Annotated in this window: 17 protein-coding genes and 1 pseudogene; 16 read left to right on the forward strand and 2 right to left on the reverse strand. The window is 59.4% G+C overall.

Annotation, left to right across the window (positions count from 1 at the left end; all coding sequences use genetic code 11):
* Positions 1-127: 127 nt before the first annotated feature.
* The 12 genes from udp (at position 128) to hemB (ending at position 10,907) form a co-directional block, all read left to right on the forward strand.
* Positions 128-889: a uridine phosphorylase gene (udp, locus tag D781_RS00990; RefSeq protein WP_015344193.1), complete on the forward strand. Its 762-nt coding sequence runs from the start codon at positions 128-130 to the stop codon at positions 887-889.
* A gap of 234 nt (positions 890-1,123) precedes the next feature.
* Positions 1,124-1,906 carry a tyrosine-protein phosphatase gene (locus D781_RS00995; RefSeq protein ID WP_015344194.1) on the forward strand — a complete coding sequence of 261 codons (783 nt, stop codon included), beginning with the start codon at positions 1,124-1,126 and terminating at the stop codon, positions 1,904-1,906.
* Between the two features lie 133 nt (positions 1,907-2,039).
* Positions 2,040-2,570 (forward strand): DedA family protein, encoded by a 531-nt coding sequence (locus D781_RS01000; protein WP_015344195.1) that lies wholly within the window; start codon positions 2,040-2,042, stop codon positions 2,568-2,570.
* Positions 2,571-2,695: 125 nt separating this feature from the next.
* Positions 2,696-4,231: a DNA recombination protein RmuC gene (gene rmuC, locus D781_RS01005; RefSeq protein ID WP_015344196.1), complete on the forward strand. Its 1,536-nt coding sequence runs from the start codon at positions 2,696-2,698 to the stop codon at positions 4,229-4,231.
* Positions 4,232-4,311: 80 nt separating this feature from the next.
* Positions 4,312-5,067: a bifunctional demethylmenaquinone methyltransferase/2-methoxy-6-polyprenyl-1,4-benzoquinol methylase UbiE gene (gene ubiE, locus D781_RS01010; protein WP_015344197.1), complete on the forward strand. Its 756-nt coding sequence runs from the start codon at positions 4,312-4,314 to the stop codon at positions 5,065-5,067.
* 13 nt (positions 5,068-5,080) lie between these two features.
* Positions 5,081-5,689 carry an SCP2 domain-containing protein gene (locus D781_RS01015; protein WP_015344198.1) on the forward strand — a complete coding sequence of 203 codons (609 nt, stop codon included), beginning with the start codon at positions 5,081-5,083 and terminating at the stop codon, positions 5,687-5,689.
* Entirely contained in the window at positions 5,686-7,317 is a 1,632-nt protein-coding gene (ubiB, locus tag D781_RS01020) for a ubiquinone biosynthesis regulatory protein kinase UbiB (protein ID WP_015344199.1), read from the forward strand. The genes D781_RS01015 and ubiB overlap by 4 nt, the downstream gene beginning before the upstream one ends.
* A gap of 133 nt (positions 7,318-7,450) precedes the next feature.
* Entirely contained in the window at positions 7,451-7,714 is a 264-nt protein-coding gene (gene tatA / locus D781_RS01025; protein WP_015344200.1) for a Sec-independent protein translocase subunit TatA, read from the forward strand.
* A gap of 3 nt (positions 7,715-7,717) precedes the next feature.
* On the forward strand, positions 7,718-8,254 hold the full coding sequence (tatB, locus tag D781_RS01030) for a Sec-independent protein translocase protein TatB (protein ID WP_015344201.1): 537 nt from the start codon (positions 7,718-7,720) through the stop codon (positions 8,252-8,254).
* Positions 8,255-8,257: 3 nt separating this feature from the next.
* Positions 8,258-9,028 carry a Sec-independent protein translocase subunit TatC gene (gene tatC, locus D781_RS01035; RefSeq protein ID WP_015344202.1) on the forward strand — a complete coding sequence of 257 codons (771 nt, stop codon included), beginning with the start codon at positions 8,258-8,260 and terminating at the stop codon, positions 9,026-9,028.
* A gap of 59 nt (positions 9,029-9,087) precedes the next feature.
* Positions 9,088-9,870, forward strand: coding sequence for a 3'-5' ssDNA/RNA exonuclease TatD (gene tatD / locus D781_RS01040; RefSeq protein WP_015344203.1), 783 nt, complete (start codon positions 9,088-9,090; stop codon positions 9,868-9,870).
* A gap of 14 nt (positions 9,871-9,884) precedes the next feature.
* Complete coding sequence (gene hemB / locus D781_RS01045) at positions 9,885-10,907, forward strand: porphobilinogen synthase (protein WP_015344204.1); 1,023 nt, start codon at positions 9,885-9,887, stop codon at positions 10,905-10,907.
* Between the two features lie 186 nt (positions 10,908-11,093).
* Here the strand turns inward: hemB and rfaH are convergent, their stop codons facing one another.
* Positions 11,094-11,582: a transcription/translation regulatory transformer protein RfaH gene (gene rfaH, locus D781_RS01050; protein WP_015344205.1), complete on the reverse strand. Its 489-nt coding sequence runs from the start codon at positions 11,580-11,582 to the stop codon at positions 11,094-11,096.
* A 276-nt stretch (positions 11,583-11,858) separates the two neighbouring features.
* On the opposite strand from rfaH, the gene pepE reads away from it, so the two are divergent.
* From pepE to D781_RS01075, 4 genes and pseudogenes are all read left to right on the forward strand, one after another.
* Positions 11,859-12,584: a dipeptidase PepE gene (gene pepE, locus D781_RS01055; RefSeq protein WP_015344206.1), complete on the forward strand. Its 726-nt coding sequence runs from the start codon at positions 11,859-11,861 to the stop codon at positions 12,582-12,584.
* A gap of 80 nt (positions 12,585-12,664) precedes the next feature.
* Positions 12,665-14,161, forward strand: a complete 1,497-nt coding sequence (ubiD, locus tag D781_RS01060; protein WP_102024946.1) for a 4-hydroxy-3-polyprenylbenzoate decarboxylase — start codon at positions 12,665-12,667, stop codon at positions 14,159-14,161.
* Between the two features lie 51 nt (positions 14,162-14,212).
* Positions 14,213-14,914, forward strand: a complete 702-nt coding sequence (gene fre / locus D781_RS01065) for an NAD(P)H-flavin reductase (protein WP_015344208.1) — start codon at positions 14,213-14,215, stop codon at positions 14,912-14,914.
* A gap of 112 nt (positions 14,915-15,026) precedes the next feature.
* Positions 15,027-16,272: pseudogene (locus D781_RS01075) on the forward strand (IS3 family transposase).
* 99 nt (positions 16,273-16,371) lie between these two features.
* On the opposite strand, the gene fadA reads toward D781_RS01075, so the two are convergent.
* Positions 16,372-17,535 carry an acetyl-CoA C-acyltransferase FadA gene (fadA, locus tag D781_RS01080; RefSeq protein WP_015344210.1) on the reverse strand — a complete coding sequence of 388 codons (1,164 nt, stop codon included), beginning with the start codon at positions 17,533-17,535 and terminating at the stop codon, positions 16,372-16,374.
* Position 17,536 lies beyond the last annotated feature (1 nt).

The following is a 17,536-nucleotide window of genomic DNA, read 5'->3' on the forward strand; positions in this document are numbered from 1 at the left end:
ACATAAAATATGTAGATTGCCAACTGTTTCTTCTTCCGTAGTGATGTTAATCACTAAAAATGGCAGGAATTTTCAGTAGAGTGCTTTTTTGTTCCTCCCAATAATCCTGATTTATGAGGAGTCTCGTATGTCTCAGTCTGATGTTTTTCATCTCGGCCTCACCAAAAACGATTTACAAGGGGCTCAGCTGGCAATTGTTCCCGGCGACCCGCAGCGCGTAGAAAAAATTGCCAAACTGATGGAGAACCCGGTGCATTTGGCGTCCCATCGTGAATTTACCAGCTGGCGCGCGGAGCTGGATGGTAAAGCGGTGATCGTGTGTTCCACCGGTATCGGCGGGCCGTCGACCTCCATCGCCGTGGAAGAGCTGGCGCAGCTGGGGATCCGTACGTTTCTGCGTATCGGCACCACCGGCGCCATTCAGCCTGATATCAACGTCGGCGACGTGTTGGTGACCACCGCGGCGGTGCGCTTGGACGGCGCCAGCCTGCACTTTGCACCGATGGAGTTCCCGGCCGTGGCCGATTTTGCCTGCACCACCGCGCTGGTGGATGCGGCCAAGGACAACGGCGCCGTGACCCATATCGGCGTCACCGCTTCTTCCGATACCTTTTACCCGGGGCAGGAGCGTTACGACACCTATTCAGGCCGCGTGGTCAGCCGCTTTAAAGGCTCGATGGAAGAGTGGCAGGCAATGGGCGTGATGAACTATGAAATGGAATCCGCCACGCTGCTGACCATGTGCGCCAGCCAGGGCCTGCGCGCCGGTATGGTGGCCGGGGTCATCGTTAACCGCACCCAGCAGGAAATCCCTGATGCAGAAACCATGAAACAGACCGAAAGCAAAGCGGTGCAGATCGTGGTGGACGCGGCGCGTCGCCTGCTGTAATCCGCTGTTTTTTACGGGCCGCTGCGCGGCCCGTTTCCCCCTGGCTACCTGTTCAACGCCCCGTCAGCCAGCAAGCTGCGGCGCAGCCGGCGGTGAAAAGTTTTGCGCATTTTCGGCGATCCTCTCTTGTCTGTTGTCGCAACTTGAATTATTTAGGGTATAGCTTTCAGCGTCCGCCCGCTTTGTCTACACGCTGCGTTGGCGCTTTCTCAGACAATAATCAAGAGGATGTCTATGACCGCCCAAATTCTGCTTCACCCCTCGCTTGCGCCCCTGGATGGCGGCATCAACTTTCGTGACTTAGGCGGCAACAGCGCTGCCGACGGACGCCGCATCAAGCGTGGCCTGCTGTTTCGCTCCGGTTCGCTGGAGCGCCTGACGGAAAACGACTGCACCTATCTGGCGGGCGTCCCGGTGCGCTCGGTGCTGGACTACCGCGATAGCGACGAGGTGCAGGCCAAGCCGGACATCCTGTGGCAGGGCGCGCAGTATCATCATTTTCCCGCCAACCCGCTGAGCAATGAAGTGAACGCCAATCTGGAAAAACTCACCAGCGAGACGCTGGCGACGTTCGATGCGCGCGCCTTTATGCTGGAGCTGTATCGCCGCCTGCCGTTCGGCAACGCCGCTTACAGGCAGCTGACGGATCTGCTGAGCAACCCGGCGGAAGGCGCCATTGTGCAGCACTGTGCGGTCGGCAAGGACCGTACCGGGGTCGGCTCCGCGCTGGTGCTGTTTGCACTGGGTGCGGACGAGGCCACGGTGGTGGAAGACTACCTGCTGACGGAAACCACGCTGGCCGCCTTCCGCGAACAGATGCTGGATCAGCTGTCGGTGCGCCTGAACGAGTCTGCGCTGGCGCAGTTCGCCTACGTGCTGAGCGCCCGCGAAGAGTTTCTGATGACGGCGCTGGGCCGTATCTGTGAACAGTATGGCAGCACCGACCGCTGGCTGGAGGCGGAGTATGGCCTGGGCGCCGACCAGCGCGCCGCGCTGCAGGCGCGCTACCTCGAGTAACGCCGGCCCGGAGCGATATCGGTGGCCCGCCGTTGTGAGACGGCGGCAATCATCGCCGCGTTTAGCCGGGGTTTAACCTGCGCCGGCGAGCATAAGGCTGAATGTTAACACTGCGCCGTAAAGGAGCCCGTCTTTGAGTCTCAACGACGTTATTCACTGGGTCAGCGACGTCGTGCGGCAGCACGAGGGCTGGGCCATCCCCATCATTTTTTTCCTGGCCTTCGGCGAATCGCTGGCATTTCTTTCCCTGCTGCTGCCGGCAACGGTGATCCTGCTGGCGCTGGGCGCGCTGATTGGGGAAAGCGGCATCGCTTTTTGGCCGATCTGGGCGGCGGCGGCGGCCGGCGCATTCTTTGGCGACTGGCTCTCTTACTGGGTCGGCTACCACTATCAGGATCGCGTGGCCCATATGTGGCCACTGTCGCGCAACCCGCAGCTGCTGGTGCGCGGCCACGCGTTCTTTGAGCGCTGGGGCGTGCTGGGCATTTTCTTCGGCCGCTTCTTCGGCCCGCTGCGGGCGGTGGTGCCGCTGGTCGGCGGTATCTGCGCCATGCCGCAGCGCTATTTCCAACTGGCTAACCTGACGTCGGCGATGATCTGGGCGTTCGGCATTCTTGCGCCGGGCGCGTTCGGTATCAAGTGGTTAAGCCAGTGGTTTGCCTAGTTTGCGCAGCGTTGCGCATAATTGCGCGCCAGATAAAATTCTAACTGGACATCCATACAGTCTCCCCTTAACGTGACGGGCAGCGGGCGCGATGCGCCGGACGGTACGGTTTAACGGGAGGCAGGGTGGATACCAGCTTGGTATACGGTATTGGTGGCGTGGTGATCGGCATGCTGCTGGGGTGGTTGATCGCCAGTTTGCGGCTGCAGCAAAACCAGGCGCATCACGAAACGGAGCTGCGATTGCTGGAGCAGTCTCTGCAGCAGGCGCAACAGGAGCTTGCGGCGCGTCAGGAGGCGGCGCAGCGCCAGGAGCAGCAGCTGCGGCAAAACGATTTGGACCTGCGTAATTTGCACGGGCAGTTCGCCGCCGCGCGGGAGAAGCTGCAGCAGCTTGAACACTGGCGCGGCGAGTGCGAGCAGCTTAATCAGGAGCTGCGCGCCCAGCGCGAGATCAACAGCATGCAGGAGGCCGAGCTGCGCGAGGTGACGATTCGCCTGGAAGAGACGCGTATGGCGGCCGAAGAGAAGCAGCGCCTGCTGATCAACAGCGAGCAGCGGCTGACCACCCAGTTTGAAAACCTGGCGAACCGCATCTTCGAACACAGCGGCCGTAAGGTGGATGAACAGAACCGGCAGAGCCTGGATCGGCTGCTGCTGCCGCTGCGCGAACAGTTGGACGGCTTCCGTCGCCAGGTGCAGGACAGCTTTGGCCAAGAAGCGCGGGAGCGTCACACCCTGACTCACGAAATACGCAACCTACAGCAGCTGAATGCGCAGATGGCGCGGGAGGCGATCAACCTGACCAAGGCGCTGAAAGGCGATAACAAAACGCAGGGCAACTGGGGTGAAGTAGTGCTCAGCCGGGTGCTGGAGGCCTCCGGCCTGCGGGAAGGGCATGAATACGAAACTCAGGTGAACGTGCGGCTGGATCATCAGAGCCGCATGCAGCCCGACGTGATCGTGCGTCTTCCTCAGGGGAAGGACGTGGTGATCGACGCCAAAATGTCGCTGGTGGCCTACGAGCGTTACTTCAACAGCGAGGATGAGGCGGAGCGCGAGGCCGCGCTGAGCGAGCATATCGCCTCCCTGCGCGGGCATATCCGGCTGCTGGGGCGGAAAGATTACCAGCAGCTGCCGGGGCTGCGCTCGCTGGACTACGTCCTGATGTTTATTCCGGTGGAGCCGGCGTTCCTGCTGGCCATTGACCGCGAGCCGGAGCTTATCAGCGAGGCCCTGAAGCACAATATCATGCTGGTCAGCCCGACGACGCTGCTGGTGGCGCTGCGTACCATCACCAACCTGTGGCGCTATGAGCACCAGAGCCAGAACGCTCAGCGCATTGCCGACCGCGCGGCGCGGTTGTACGACAAAATGCGCTTGTTTGTCGATGATATGTCGGCGCTGGGGCAAAGTCTGGATAAGGCGCAGGGCAGCTATCGACAGGCGATGAACAAACTCAGCGAAGGGCGTGGTAATCTTATCGGTCAGACTGAAGGCTTCCGCGCCTTGGGGGTTGAGGTGAAACGGCCGATAAACCCGCAGCTGGCGCAGCAGGCCTGCGAGCAGGACCGGCAAGACGCTCAGGCGGCCGATGACGCCGCCGACGGGTTGCCGGCGGCAGAGGCAAAAGATGCTACCGACCCGGCGTCGCAGGGATGAACACTGCGGCGAGGTGGGGTATTTCGTGGGGTTCTGGTACACTCCACAACTACAAAATTGACTGAATAGCAGGCAAGACAATGGCAGATCAATCGCAGGAAACCACAGATTTCGGTTTTCGTACCGTAGCGCGTGAAGAAAAACAGGCCATGGTGGCCGATGTTTTTCACTCGGTAGCGGCCAAATATGACGTAATGAATGACCTGATGTCATTCGGCATTCATCGGGTCTGGAAGCGTTTTACCATTGATTGCAGCGGCGTACGCCGCGGTCAGCGCGTTCTGGATCTGGCCGGCGGCACCGGCGATCTGGCCGCCAAGTTCTCACGCATGGTCGGGGAACAGGGGCAGGTGGTGCTGGCGGATATCAACGAATCTATGCTGAAGATGGGGCGCGATAAGCTGCGTGACCGCGGCATCGTCGGCAACATCAACTACGTGCAGGCCAATGCCGAAGCGCTGCCGTTCCCGGATAACTATTTCGACTGCATCACCATCTCTTTCGGCCTGCGCAACGTCACCGATAAGGACAAGGCGCTGCGTTCGATGTTCCGCGTGCTGAAGCCGGGCGGCCGTCTGCTGGTGCTGGAGTTTTCCAAGCCGCTGCTGGCGCCGCTGAGCAAGGCCTACGACGCCTACTCCTTCCACGTGCTGCCAAAAATCGGCGAGTTGGTGGTGAAAGACCCGGACAGCTACCGCTATCTGGCGGAGTCCATCCGCATGCATCCCGATCAGGACACCCTGAAAGGCATGATGCAGAATGCCGGCTTTGACAACGTCAGCTACTTCAACCTGACTGGCGGCATCGTCGCGCTGCACCGGGGCTTTAAGTTCTGATATGGACATGCCGATGCTGTTAACCCCGCTGCTGACCGGCGTGTTGGAAACGTCGCTCAATAGCCTGCTGTTCCGCGATCGCAGCATGAAGGCCGCGCGTCAGCGCTTGGCCGGCAAGGTGCTGCGGATTGAGCTGCAGGAGTTTTCTGCGCCGTTGGTGCTGATTTTCAGCGAACAGCGGGTCGACGTGCTGGGGCAATCCGAAGATGATGCCGATTGCACGGTGCAGACGCGCATCCCGGTGCTGCTGAAGCTGCGCGATCGCCAGCAGCTGTCGCCGTTGATGCGCAGCGGCGAGCTGATTGTTGAGGGCGATATCCAGGTGGTGCAACAGCTGGTTGGGCTGCTTGATTTGGCGGAGTGGGATCCGGCGGAGTGGCTGGCGCCCTACGTCGGCGATATTGCCGCACAGGGCATTACTCAGGTGATGGGCAAAGGCGCCTGTCTGCTGAAGTCCGGCCTGCAGCGTCAGCAGCGCTACGTGGCGGAAACGCTGACCGAAGAGTGGCGCGTTGCGCCGGGGCCGCTGGAAGTGGTGTGGTTCAACGAAGAGGTGGACGCCGCAGCCCGCAGTCTGGAATCCCTGTTGGCCCGTATGGACAAGTTGGAGGGTAAGCGATGACCCCTGGCGAATTACGCCGCCTGTACTTTATCGTTCGCGTTTTTCTTAGCTACGGCTTGGATGAGCTGATCCCTAAAATGCGTCTGACCCTGCCGCTGCGCTTTGGCCGGCGTCTGCTGTTCTGGATGCCGAACAAGCACAAGGATCAGCCGTTGGGCGAGCGTCTGCGTCTGGCATTGCAGGAGCTGGGCCCGGTATGGATCAAGTTCGGCCAGATGATGTCGACGCGCCGCGATCTGTTTCCACCGCACATTGCCGACCAGCTGACGCTGTTGCAGGACCGCGTCGCGCCGTTTGACGGCGCGCTGGCGCGCAAGCATATCGAGCTGGCGCTGGGCGGGCCGCTGGAAGAGTGGTTTGACGACTTTGAACAACAACCCCTGGCCTCGGCATCGATTGCGCAGGTGCATACCGCCCGCCTGAAAACCACCGGGAAGGAAGTGGTGCTGAAAGTGATCCGGCCGGATATCGGACCGATTATCAAGGCCGACGTGCGCCTGATGTACCGCCTGGCCGGCTGGGTGCCGAAGCTGTTGCCGGACGGCCGCCGCCTGCGCCCGCGTGAAGTGGTGCGCGAGTACGAGAAGACCCTGCTGGACGAGCTGAACCTGCTGCGTGAAGCGGCGAACGCCATTCAGCTGCGGCGTAATTTCGACGGCAGCCCGATGCTGTACGTGCCGGAGGTCTATTCCGATTACTGTCGCGAGAGCCTGTTGGTGATGGAGCGTATCTACGGCATACCGGTGTCGGATATTCCGACGCTGGAAGCGCAGGGCACCAATATGAAACTGCTGGCCGAGCGCGGCGTGCAGGTGTTCTTCACTCAGGTGTTCCGCGACAGCTTCTTCCACGCCGATATGCACCCGGGCAATATCTTTGTCAGCTATGAGCATCCGGAAGATCCCCGCTATATCGGCATTGACTGCGGTATCGTCGGCTCGCTGAACAAAGACGACAAACGTTATCTGGCGGAAAACTTTATCGCCTTCTTCAATCGCGATTACCGCAAGGTGGCGGAGCTGCACGTTGATTCCGGCTGGGTGCCGCGCGATACCAACGTGGAAGACTTTGAATTTGCCATCCGCACCGTGTGCGAGCCGATTTTTGAAAAGCCGCTGGCGGAGATTTCATTCGGCAACGTGCTGTTGAACTTGTTTAACACCGCGCGCCGTTTCAATATGGAAGTGCAGCCGCAACTGGTGCTGCTGCAGAAGACCCTGCTGTACGTTGAAGGTCTGGGGCGGCAGCTTTACCCACAGCTGGACCTGTGGACCACGGCGAAACCCTTCCTGGAAAGCTGGTTGCGTGACCAGGTCGGTATTCCTGCGGTGATCCGCGCCCTGAAAGACAAGGCGCCGTTTTGGGCGGAGAAGCTGCCTGAACTGCCGGAATTATTTTATGATAGCCTGCAGCAGCATAAACTGTTGCAACAAAGCGTTGATAAGCTGACCCATCAGATGCAGGCGCAGCGCGTCCGGCAAGGGCAGTCGCGGTATTTGTTCGGCGTTGGCGCTACACTGTTAGTAGGCGGCTCCGTTCTGTTGCTGGGCGGTACCGAGGTACTGCCGGCCTGGATGATGGCCGGAGGGATCGTCGCCTGGATCGTGGGCTGGAAGCGCGCGAGCTAAATCTGTTTTTCGTCGGCCTCATAGGCGTCTGTCAGCGCAATGTAAAAGTCGACGGGGAACTCGTAACCCGGTTAACAGTTGCCGTATAATGCGGCAACGTTGAATAACCCCTGTAAATCTAGAGGTAATTGGAATGGGCGGTATTAGTATTTGGCAATTGTTGATCATCGCGGTGATCGTGGTGCTGCTGTTTGGCACCAATAAGCTCCGTACGCTGGGCTCCGATCTCGGTGCATCCATCAAGGGCTTCAAAAAGGCGATTGGCGACGACAACAACACCTCGCCAACCAACACGACAGAAAAAACCAGCCATGACGCTGACTTTACGGCCAAGCCTATCGCGGATAAGCAGCCGGAAGCGAAAACTGAAGAGTCGAAGAACAAAGAGCAGGTATAAACCGTGTTTGACATTGGGTTTAGTGAGCTGCTGCTGGTACTGGTGATTGGTCTGGTGGTGCTGGGGCCGGAACGGTTGCCGGTCGCGGTAAGAACGGTTGCGGGCTGGATCCGTGCGCTGCGCTCTCTGGCGGCGTCGGTGCAAAACGAACTTTCTCAGGAGCTGAAGCTGCAGGAGCTGCAGGACAGCCTGAAGAAAGCGGAGAAGGCCGGCCTGCAGAACCTGACGCCGGAGCTGAAGGCGTCGATGGACGAGCTGAAAGAGGCGGCCGACTCACTGAAGCGTTCGTACCAGCCCGATGCCGATGCCAACACTATCCATAATCCACGGACCGACGAACCCGAGGCGGCGCATGACGATGCGATTGCTGGCGAGGCGGCGAACGGCGTCGCGCCGGCAGCCGTCGCGAAAACCACGCCGTCGGCCGCGGAAGCACCGGCGCAGGAGCCTGTCGCCGCGGCGCCGAGCGTAGCCAAGGCTCCCGTCACGTCCGCTGCGGAGCATACCCCAGCGTCTCACTCACCTAATGGCGACCGTTAAAACATGGCAGTGGAAGATACCCAACCGCTTATCAGCCATCTGATTGAACTGCGTAAGCGGCTGTTGAACTCCATCATCAGCGTGCTGGTGATCTTTATTGCGTTGGTATTTTTTGCCAATGATATTTATCAGCTGGTTTCTGCGCCGCTCATCAAGCAGCTGCCGGCCGGGGCAAGCATGATCGCCACCGACGTGGCCTCGCCTTTCTTTACCCCGATCAAACTGACGATGATTGTCTCGGTGTTCGTATCGGCGCCGGTCATCCTGTATCAGGTCTGGGCCTTTATCGCGCCGGCGCTGTATAAGCATGAGCGCCGTCTGATGATGCCGCTGCTGTTTTCCAGCAGCGTCCTGTTCTATCTGGGGATGGCGTTTGCCTACTTTATCGTGTTCCCGCTGGCGTTCGGCTTCTTTGCCAAAACCGCGCCGGCCGGCGTACTGATTGCCACCGACATCAATAACTACCTCGACTTTGTTATGGCGCTGTTTATGGCGTTTGGCGTGGCGTTTGAGGTGCCGGTCGCGATTATTCTGCTGTGCTGGAGCGGCGTCACCTCGCCGGAAGACCTGAAGAAGAAGCGCCCCTACGTGCTGGTTGGCGCCTTTGTGGTGGGGATGCTGCTGACGCCGCCGGACGTGTTCTCCCAGACGCTGCTGGCTATCCCGATGTATCTGCTGTTCGAAGTCGGCATCTTCTTTGCCCGCTTCTACGTTGGTAAGCGGCGGCCGCAGCCGGAAGAAGAGGATGAGGGTGAAGAGCACCCGACGTCCTGAGTTCTCCTTATCGTTATCGCCAAGCCGCCCAGATGGGCGGCTTCTGTTTTGGAAAAGCCATGTTTGATATCGGTGTTAACCTGACCAGTTCGCAATTTGCCAAAGATGTCGCGCAGGTGGTTGAGCGTGCCAGAGAAGCCGGCGTCACGGGAATGCTGATTACCGGCACCGATCTGCCGGAGAGTGAGGCGGCCAGCGCGCTGGCGCAGCATTACCGTGGCTTCTGCTGGTCTACCGCGGGCGTGCATCCGCATCAGGCCAGCGGCTGGAGCGACGAGGTTGCTCAGCAGATTGGCGCGTTGGCCGCCAGAGAGGAAGTCGTGGCCATCGGCGAGTGCGGGCTGGATTTTAACCGCAACTTTTCTACGCCGCAGGAGCAGGAGGCGGCGTTCAGCGCGCAGCTGGCGCTGGCGGCAGAGCTGGAGCTGCCGGTATTTTTACACTGCCGGGATGCGCATGAACGCTTTGTCGCGTTGCTGACGCCCTGGCTGGATAAACTGCCCGCCGCCGTCGTGCATTGCTTTACCGGTAATGCGGAAGAGCTGGCGAGCTGTCTGTCGCTGGGGTTGTCCGTCGGCATTACCGGCTGGGTCTGCGATGAGCGTCGCGGCCTGGAACTGCGTGCGCTGCTGCCGAACATTCCCGCCGACCGGCTGCTGCTGGAAACCGACGCGCCGTATCTGTTGCCGCGGGATTTGCAGCCCAAACCTGCTTCGCGTCGTAATGAACCCTGTTTTCTGCCCCACATCGTCCGTCAGGTGGCTACCTGGCGCCAGGAAGATCCGCAGTGGCTGGCGCAGGAAACCGATCGTAACGCCCGCCGGTTATTCCGGCTGGCATGAGTCAGGAGAAGAGTATGAGCTATGCGTTTCCGGGTACTTTCCCGGGGCGTCGCATGCGTCGCGTGCGTCGCCATGATTTCAGCCGTCGCCTGGTGGCTGAAAACCAGCTGAGCGTTAACGATTTGATCTATCCGGTTTTCGTGATGGAAGGCAGCCAACGTCGGGAGGAGGTCAGCTCCATGCCGGGCGTGGCGCGGATGTCCATCGACCTGCTGGTTAAAGAGGCGGAAGCCATCGCCAAGCTTGGCGTGCCGGTGATTTCGCTGTTCCCGGTGATTGAGTCCGCGCAGAAATCCCTGCATGCGGAAGAAGCCTATAACCCTGACGGCCTGGTGCAGCGCACGGTGCGCGCGCTGAAGGATGCGGTGCCTGAGCTGGGCATCCTGACCGATGTGGCGCTGGATCCCTATACCACGCACGGTCAGGACGGCGTGATTGATAACGACGGCTATGTGATTAACGACGTCACCAAAGAGATTTTGGTGCGTCAGGCGCTGTCGCATGCGGAAGCCGGCGCGGAAATTGTCGCCCCGAGCGATATGATGGACGGGCGCATCGGCGCCATTCGCGACAGCCTGGAGCAGCAGGGGCTGATCAATACGCAGATTATGGCCTACTCTGCCAAGTATGCTTCCTGCTATTACGGTCCGTTCCGCGATGCGCTGGGTTCCAGCGGCAACCTGAAGGGCGGCAACAAGAAAACCTACCAGATGGATCCGGCCAATAGCGACGAAGCGCTGCAGGAAATTGCGCAGGATCTGCAGGAAGGGGCGGATATGGTGATGGTGAAGCCGGGTATGCCGTATCTGGACGTGGTGCGCCGCGTGAAGGATAACTTTGGCGTGCCGACGTTCGCCTATCAGGTGTCCGGCGAGTATGCGATGCATATGGCGGCGATCCAGAACGGCTGGCTGCAGGAGCAACCGGCGATTATGGAGTCGCTGATGTGCTTCAAACGCGCCGGCGCCGATGGCGTGCTGACCTATTTTGCCAAGCGCGTGGCGCAGTGGCTGCATGACGAAGCAATGCGGCGCTGATTGGCTGCCCGACGGAAGATAAAAAGGCGCCCTGTGGCGCCTTGAGGTTGATGACAAAGTGGTCTGAGAGTCCGAGATACTCGGGCCTAGCGTAACGAGGGGCGCTCCGGCGGCTTACGCCGCTACGACCCCATCGCCACGCTATCCCTAATAACAGGCTTTGTCAGCAGTCTGAAGGTGCCCTGTTTACATCTTTTCGAACTGCTTGTTATCCAGGCTTTGCGTCACCTGTTTGTTAATCAGGTTCAGCAGCAGCATCGAGCGTGCTTCGCCGTCCGGCTCGGTATAAATGGCCTGCAGACCTTCGAACACGCCGTCGGTAATCAGCACGGTATCGCCCGGCTGCGGTGTTTCCGGGTCGACATAGGTGTCGTTGGTATGGGTGCGCAGCTCTTCGATAACCGTATGTGGAATGGTTGTTGGCAGCGAACCAAAGCGGACAAAGTGGCTGACGCCGCGCGTCGCGCTGATGGTCGTGGTGTGGATCCGCTCAGGATCGAACGCCACAAACAGGTAGTTGGGAAACAGCGGTTCATTCACCGTGGTGCGCTTGCCGCGCACAATCTTTTCCAGCGCGATGATCGGGCTAAAACAGCCCACCGCCTGCCGTTCCAGGTGTTCCTGTGCCCGCAAGAGCTGGCCGCGTTTACAATAGAGTAAATACCAAGATTCCATAATTTCACATGCCTTTCTGTCAGCCGTTAAGCATAGCAAAAGCCATTACGGATACCTAGGCTAAGCCCCACAATAGTGAAACGGGGTTAATCAGAGAAAACCCAGTCTCGCTGGCGCAGATCGTGCTTAATCGGCAGCATTTGGCGTGCTGCCATACACATATCTGCCGTGCCCGGGTATAACTGGGGGCACAAAATTTGTTACCGTGAGCAGTATCGCAAAGTGCGGCGAGCGTCTATGTGATGTTATTCATCCTTCTGAAGATAAGGGACAGCAATGGAACTATTTCTACTGAGCAACGGTAAGCTTTCCGGTGAGGCGGAACTGCTGGGCTACGCCAAAGAGCCCCTGCTGGAGATGGTTGCCCGCCGTCGTCTCACCTCTGCGCTGCTGATCCCTTACGCGCTGATCCGCAGCGATTACGATGAACGCGCGCGGGAGCTGACGCAGACGCTGGGCATTCCCGTCTCCAGCATTCACCACGCGGCCTCGCCGGCGGCAGCGGTTGAACAGGCGGAGTGCATTCTGATCAGCGGCGGCAACAGCTGGCTGTTGAACCAGCTGCTGCATGAAAATGGCCTGATCGTCCCCATTCAGCGCGCGGTGCGTGAACGTCATGTGCCGTACGTTGGTTGGAGCGCCGGCTGCAACGTTGCGACGCCGAGTATCCGTACCACCAATGATATGCCGGTACGCAACAGCGTCGTGCTGCCGTCGTTAGGGCTGTTCCCGCTGCAGATCAATCCGCACTATATCGATGCGCATATCAGCGGCCATATGGGGGAAACGCGCGATGAACGCCTGGCCGAGTTCTGTGCGGTCAACCCGAGCGAATCCGTCGTGGCGCTGCGCGAAGGCAGCCTGCTGCACGTCCGCGACAATACGCTGCGCTATATCAGTGCGCGCGGCCAAGGGTACAAGCTGTTTCGCCATAACACGGCGACGCAGGAACATCAGGATACGCTGGCGCTGCAGGCGCTGGTGCCGTTCGACTGTCACTGACAGCGCCGCGGCGCTGTTTAACAAAATTGCAGCATCAACCGTGAAGAGGGCTTATAATGCCCGCCTCACTGGCCGTTATAATGAACAGTATGAAATACCGTGACTTACGCGATTTCCTCTCGTTGCTGGAAAAGAGAGGGGAACTAAAACGCATCAGCCAGCCTATCGATCCCTATCTGGAAATGACGGAAATTGCCGATCGCACCCTGCGTGCGGGCGGCCCGGCGCTGCTGTTTGAAAACCCGAAAGGCTATGACATGCCGGTGCTGTGCAATCTGTTCGGCACGGCAAACCGTGTGGCGATGGGCATGGGCCAGGAAGACGTCAGCGCGCTGCGCGACGTGGGCAAGCTGCTGGCGTTTCTGAAAGAGCCTGAGCCGCCGAAGGGCTTCCGCGATCTGTTCGACAAGGTGCCGAAGTTCAAGCAGGTGCTGAACATGCCGACCAAAGTCCTGGGATCGGCGCCCTGTCAGGAACAGGTGTGGCAGGGTGAGGATGTCGATCTTGGCCGCATCCCGGTGATGCATTGCTGGCCGGAAGACGCCGCACCGCTGATTACCTGGGGGTTGACCGTGACCCGCGGGCCGGAGAAAGAGCGTCAGAACCTGGGGATTTACCGTCAGCAGGTGCTGGGCAAGAACAAGGTGATTATGCGCTGGCTGTCGCACCGCGGCGGCGCGCTGGATTACCAGGAGTGGTGTCAGGCGCACCCCGGCGAGCGCTTCCCGGTATCCGTGGCGCTGGGGGCCGACCCGGCCACCATCCTTGGCGCGGTGACGCCGGTGCCGGATACGCTGTCCGAATACGCCTTCGCCGGGCTGCTGCGCGGCAATAAAACTGAAGTCGTCAAATGTATTTCCAACGATCTGGAAGTGCCCGCCAGCGCGGAAATCGTGCTCGAAGGCTATATTGAGCCGGGAGAAATGGCGCCGGAAGGGCCATACGGCGACCATACCGGTTACTACAATGAAATCGACCATTTCCCGGTATTCACCGTTACACATGTGACGCAGCGTCGTGACGCCATTTACCATTCCACCTATACTGGCCGTCCGCCGGATGAGCCGGCGGTGTTGGGCGTGGCGTTGAATGAAGTCTTTGTGCCGATTCTGCAAAAACAGTTCCCGGAAATCGTCGACTTCTATCTGCCGCCGGAAGGCTGCTCCTACCGCCTGGCGGTAGTCACCATCAAGAAGCAGTATCCGGGCCATGCCAAACGTGTGATGATGGGCGTTTGGTCGTTCCTGCGTCAGTTTATGTACACCAAGTTCGTGATTGTTTGCGATGACGACGTCAACGCGCGTGACTGGAATGATGTGATTTGGGCGATTACCACACGCATGGATCCGGCAAGGGATACCGTGATGGTGGAAAATACGCCGATTGACTATCTGGACTTCGCCTCGCCGGTTTCCGGGCTGGGTTCGAAGATGGGGCTGGACGCCACCAATAAATGGCCGGGGGAAACCCAGCGCGAGTGGGGTCGTCCGATCGTGATGGATGAAAAGGTGCGTGCGCGCATCGATGAGATCTGGGACGAACTCGCAATCTTCAGTGACAGGGAGCCGACGTTGTAGCGTCAGCGCCCTGTTCTCAGTTTTGCATTGATGACCCGACAGAGGGAACGCATGACAATATTGAGCTGTAAAGTGACCTCCGTAGAGGCCATTACCGATACCGTTTATCGGGTACGTTTGGTGCCGGAAGCACCGTTTTCATTCAAGGCCGGACAATATTTGATGGTGGTGATGGACGAGCGCGACAAGCGTCCGTTCTCACTGGCCTCCACGCCGTCGCAGCAGGAATATATTGAGCTGCACATTGGCGCTTCTGAGCTGAACCTGTACGCCATGGCGGTGATGGACCGTATTTTGAAAGAGCAGGCGATTACCGTCGATGTGCCGCATGGCGACGCCTGGCTGCGTGAGGACGGCAGCCGTCCGCTGGTGCTGATCGCCGGCGGAACCGGCTTCTCGTACGCACGTTCCATTTTGCTGACCGCGCTGGAACAGCAGCCGGATCGCGATATTGCGATTTACTGGGGCGGCCGTGAACTGCAGCATCTGTACGATCTGAGTGAGCTGGAAGCGCTGTCGCTGCAGCATCCGAATCTGAAGGTGATCCCGGTGGTGGAGCAGCCGGACCCTGAATGGCGCGGCCGCAGCGGCACGGTATTGAGTGCGGTACTGCAGGATTACGGTTCGCTGGCCGAGCACGATATTTATATCGCCGGCCGTTTCGAGATGGCGAAAATCGCCCGCGAGCGCTTCTGCGCAGAGCGCGGCGCGCAGGCCTCGCGCATGTTTGGCGATGCCTTCTCGTTTATCTAAGCGGGATGCGGTACGGGTCGTAACCAGGGGTGGCGTAAGCCGCCCTATTTTTTTGCCGTGACCCGTCCTAAATAACGTTGACACATTTTACTCACGTACAGAGGAAAATGTGATGAACCAGTATGTTAAACGCACACAACGCGATTACTCTCTATCCTTTAAGTTAGCCGTTGTCGAACAGGTCGAAAAAGGTGAAATGACTTGTCGTCAGGCCGCAGACCGTTATGGTATCCAAGGCAACGCAACCGTCATGAACTGGCTGCGCAAATACGGTCAACTTGACTGGCGGACTTCTCCTTCCCCCCAAAAGTGCGGAGGCAACATGCCCAAACTTCCCCTGACGCCCGAACAGCGAATTAAAGAACTTGAGCAGCAACTGGCTGAATCTGAAGTCAAAGCCCAGTTCTTCGAAGCCGTCGTCAAAGTGATGAATACCGACTTTGGTGCTACGCTGACAAAAAAGCAGTTAACCGCCTTATCGCGCAAACACAAGTACCGGGACTCACAGTAACGCGGGCCTGCCGATGGATGGGCATCAGCCGACAAGCGTGGTATCAGTCTCTGCAGCGAGAGGCAGGCAGAGAGGAGCAGGCCCGGCATCTCGTCGCACAGGTAACGGCTATCCGCTTGCATCAGCCCCGACTGGGGACGCGTAAGTTGCATCACCTGTTGCGGCAACGCCCGGAACCGGCGTTGCATGTGGGCCGCGACCGGCTGTTCAGTATCCTGCGCTGCGCGCGGTTACTGGTGATGCCTAAACGGGCATATCACAAGACGACGCACAGCCATCATCGTTTTTATCGCCATCCCAACCTGCTGAAAGCAGGAGACAATCAAGTAATAGCCAGCCGTCCGGAACAGGTGTGGGTGGCGGATATCACCTACCTGCCGCTGAGGACGGGAACGGCGTATGTCAGCCTGATAACGGATGCCTGGTCGAGAAAAATCGTGGGGTATCATGTACATGACAGTCTGCATACCCGACACGTCGCCTGCGCGTTCAAAATGGCGCTGGCCGGCAGACGCACGACGTTGCCGCTGGTGCACCACTCGGATAGGGGTATCCAGTACTGTTCGCAGGAATATCAGGCGTTACATCAAAGGTATGGTGTCACTTGCTCGATGACGGACGGGTATGACTGTTACCAGAATGCGCTGGCGGAACGGGTAAATGGGATACTTAAAACGGAATATCTGCTCGGCAGGCCAGAAGACATCGTACAGGCAAAAAAGATGGTCAGGGAGTCGGTGAACATCTACAACACACAGCGGCCGCACCTGTCGCTGAAATACAAAACGCCCGATGAGGTTCATCGGGCGTTATCCGGCTGAAAAGTGTCAACCTATATCAGGACTAGTCACCGGTGAAACGACGGGAAGAAAAAACCCGCCCCTGACAGGCGGGAAACACGGCAACTAAACTGAGCTGCCGGCCCGGCGGGCCGGCAAAGGGTGTGTTATACGCGTTCGAACACGGTGGCGATGCCTTGGCCCAGGCCGATGCACATGGTGGCCAGGCCAAACTGCGCGTCGCGCCGTTCCATCAGGTTCAGTAGGGTCGTGGAGATACGTGAACCGGAGCAGCCCAGCGGGTGACCAAGCGCAATGGCGCCGCCGTTCAGGTTGACCTTATCGTCCAGGCTATCCAGCAGCCCCAGATCCTTGATGCAGGGCAGCGACTGCGCGGCGAAGGCCTCATTCAGTTCGAACAGATCGATATCCTGCGTGGTCAGTCCGGCGCGCTTGAGCGCCAGCCGGCTGGCGGGCACCGGGCCGTAGCCCATGATGGACGGATCGCAGCCCACTACCGCCATCGAGCGGATGCGTGCTCGCGCTTTCAGCCCCAAGGCCTTGGCGTGCGATTCGCTCATCAGCAGCATGGCGGAAGCGCCGTCCGACAGGGCGGAGGAACTGCCGGCGGTCACCGTACCGTTCAGCGGATCGAAGGCCGGACGCAGTGCGGCCAGGCTTTCCACCGTGGTTTCCGGGCGGATCACTTCATCAAAGTCGTAGCGCGTCAGGACGCCATCGGCATCGTGACCGGTGGTGGCGACGATCTCCGCTTTAAAATGGCCGGCCTGCGTGGCGGCATAGGCGCGCTGATGTGAGCGTGCGGCGAACTCATCCTGCATCTGGCGGCTGATATCATGCATCTTGGCCAGCATTTCTGCGGTCAGCCCCATCATGCCGGCAGCCTTGGCGACCGAGCGGCTGAGGCCGGGGTGGAAGTCCACGCCGTGGTTCATCGGCACGTGGCCCATATGTTCGACGCCGCCGATCAGGCTGACCTGCGCATCGCCGACCATAATGGCGCGTGCGGCGTCGTGCAGCGCCTGCATGGAGGAACCGCACAGGCGGTTGACGGTAACGGCGGGCACCGTATGGGGAATTTCCGCCAGCAGCGCGGCGTTGCGCGCCACGTTAAAGCCCTGTTCCAGCGTCTGCTGTACGCAGCCCCAGTAAATATCATCAATCGCGCTGGGTTCCAGCGCCGGATTGCGGCTGAGCAGCGTACGCATCAGGTGGGCGGACAGATCCTCGGCGCGTACCTGACGGAAGGCGCCGCCTTTTGAGCGGCCCATCGGCGTACGGACGGCGTCAACAATAACTACGTTTTCCATC

Origin of the sequence: Serratia sp. FGI94 (assembly GCF_000330865.1) — a bacterium.
In the GTDB taxonomy this organism is placed as follows: domain Bacteria; phylum Pseudomonadota; class Gammaproteobacteria; order Enterobacterales; family Enterobacteriaceae; genus Serratia_B; species Serratia_B rubidaea.

Excerpts from the sequence above, each read along its gene's own strand:
- tatD (WP_015344203.1), top strand. The coding sequence starts at position 9,088 with ATGTTTGATATCGGTGTTAACCTGACCAGTTCGCAATTTGCCAAAGAT.
- D781_RS01015 (WP_015344198.1), top strand. The coding sequence starts at position 5,081 with ATGCTGTTAACCCCGCTGCTGACCGGCGTGTTGGAAACGTCGCTCAAT.
- tatC (WP_015344202.1), top strand. The coding sequence starts at position 8,258 with ATGGCAGTGGAAGATACCCAACCGCTTATCAGCCATCTGATTGAACTG.
- ubiD (WP_102024946.1), top strand. The coding sequence starts at position 12,665 with ATGAACAGTATGAAATACCGTGACTTACGCGATTTCCTCTCGTTGCTG.
- udp (WP_015344193.1), top strand. The coding sequence starts at position 128 with ATGTCTCAGTCTGATGTTTTTCATCTCGGCCTCACCAAAAACGATTTA.
- ubiB (WP_015344199.1), top strand. The coding sequence starts at position 5,686 with ATGACCCCTGGCGAATTACGCCGCCTGTACTTTATCGTTCGCGTTTTT.
- hemB (WP_015344204.1), top strand. The coding sequence starts at position 9,885 with ATGAGCTATGCGTTTCCGGGTACTTTCCCGGGGCGTCGCATGCGTCGC.
- fre (WP_015344208.1), top strand. The coding sequence starts at position 14,213 with ATGACAATATTGAGCTGTAAAGTGACCTCCGTAGAGGCCATTACCGAT.
- pepE (WP_015344206.1), top strand. The coding sequence starts at position 11,859 with ATGGAACTATTTCTACTGAGCAACGGTAAGCTTTCCGGTGAGGCGGAA.
- rfaH (WP_015344205.1), bottom strand. The coding sequence starts at position 11,582 with ATGGAATCTTGGTATTTACTCTATTGTAAACGCGGCCAGCTCTTGCGG.
- ubiE (WP_015344197.1), top strand. The coding sequence starts at position 4,312 with ATGGCAGATCAATCGCAGGAAACCACAGATTTCGGTTTTCGTACCGTA.
- fadA (WP_015344210.1), bottom strand. The coding sequence starts at position 17,535 with ATGGAAAACGTAGTTATTGTTGACGCCGTCCGTACGCCGATGGGCCGC.
- tatA (WP_015344200.1), top strand. The coding sequence starts at position 7,451 with ATGGGCGGTATTAGTATTTGGCAATTGTTGATCATCGCGGTGATCGTG.
- D781_RS00995 (WP_015344194.1), top strand. The coding sequence starts at position 1,124 with ATGACCGCCCAAATTCTGCTTCACCCCTCGCTTGCGCCCCTGGATGGC.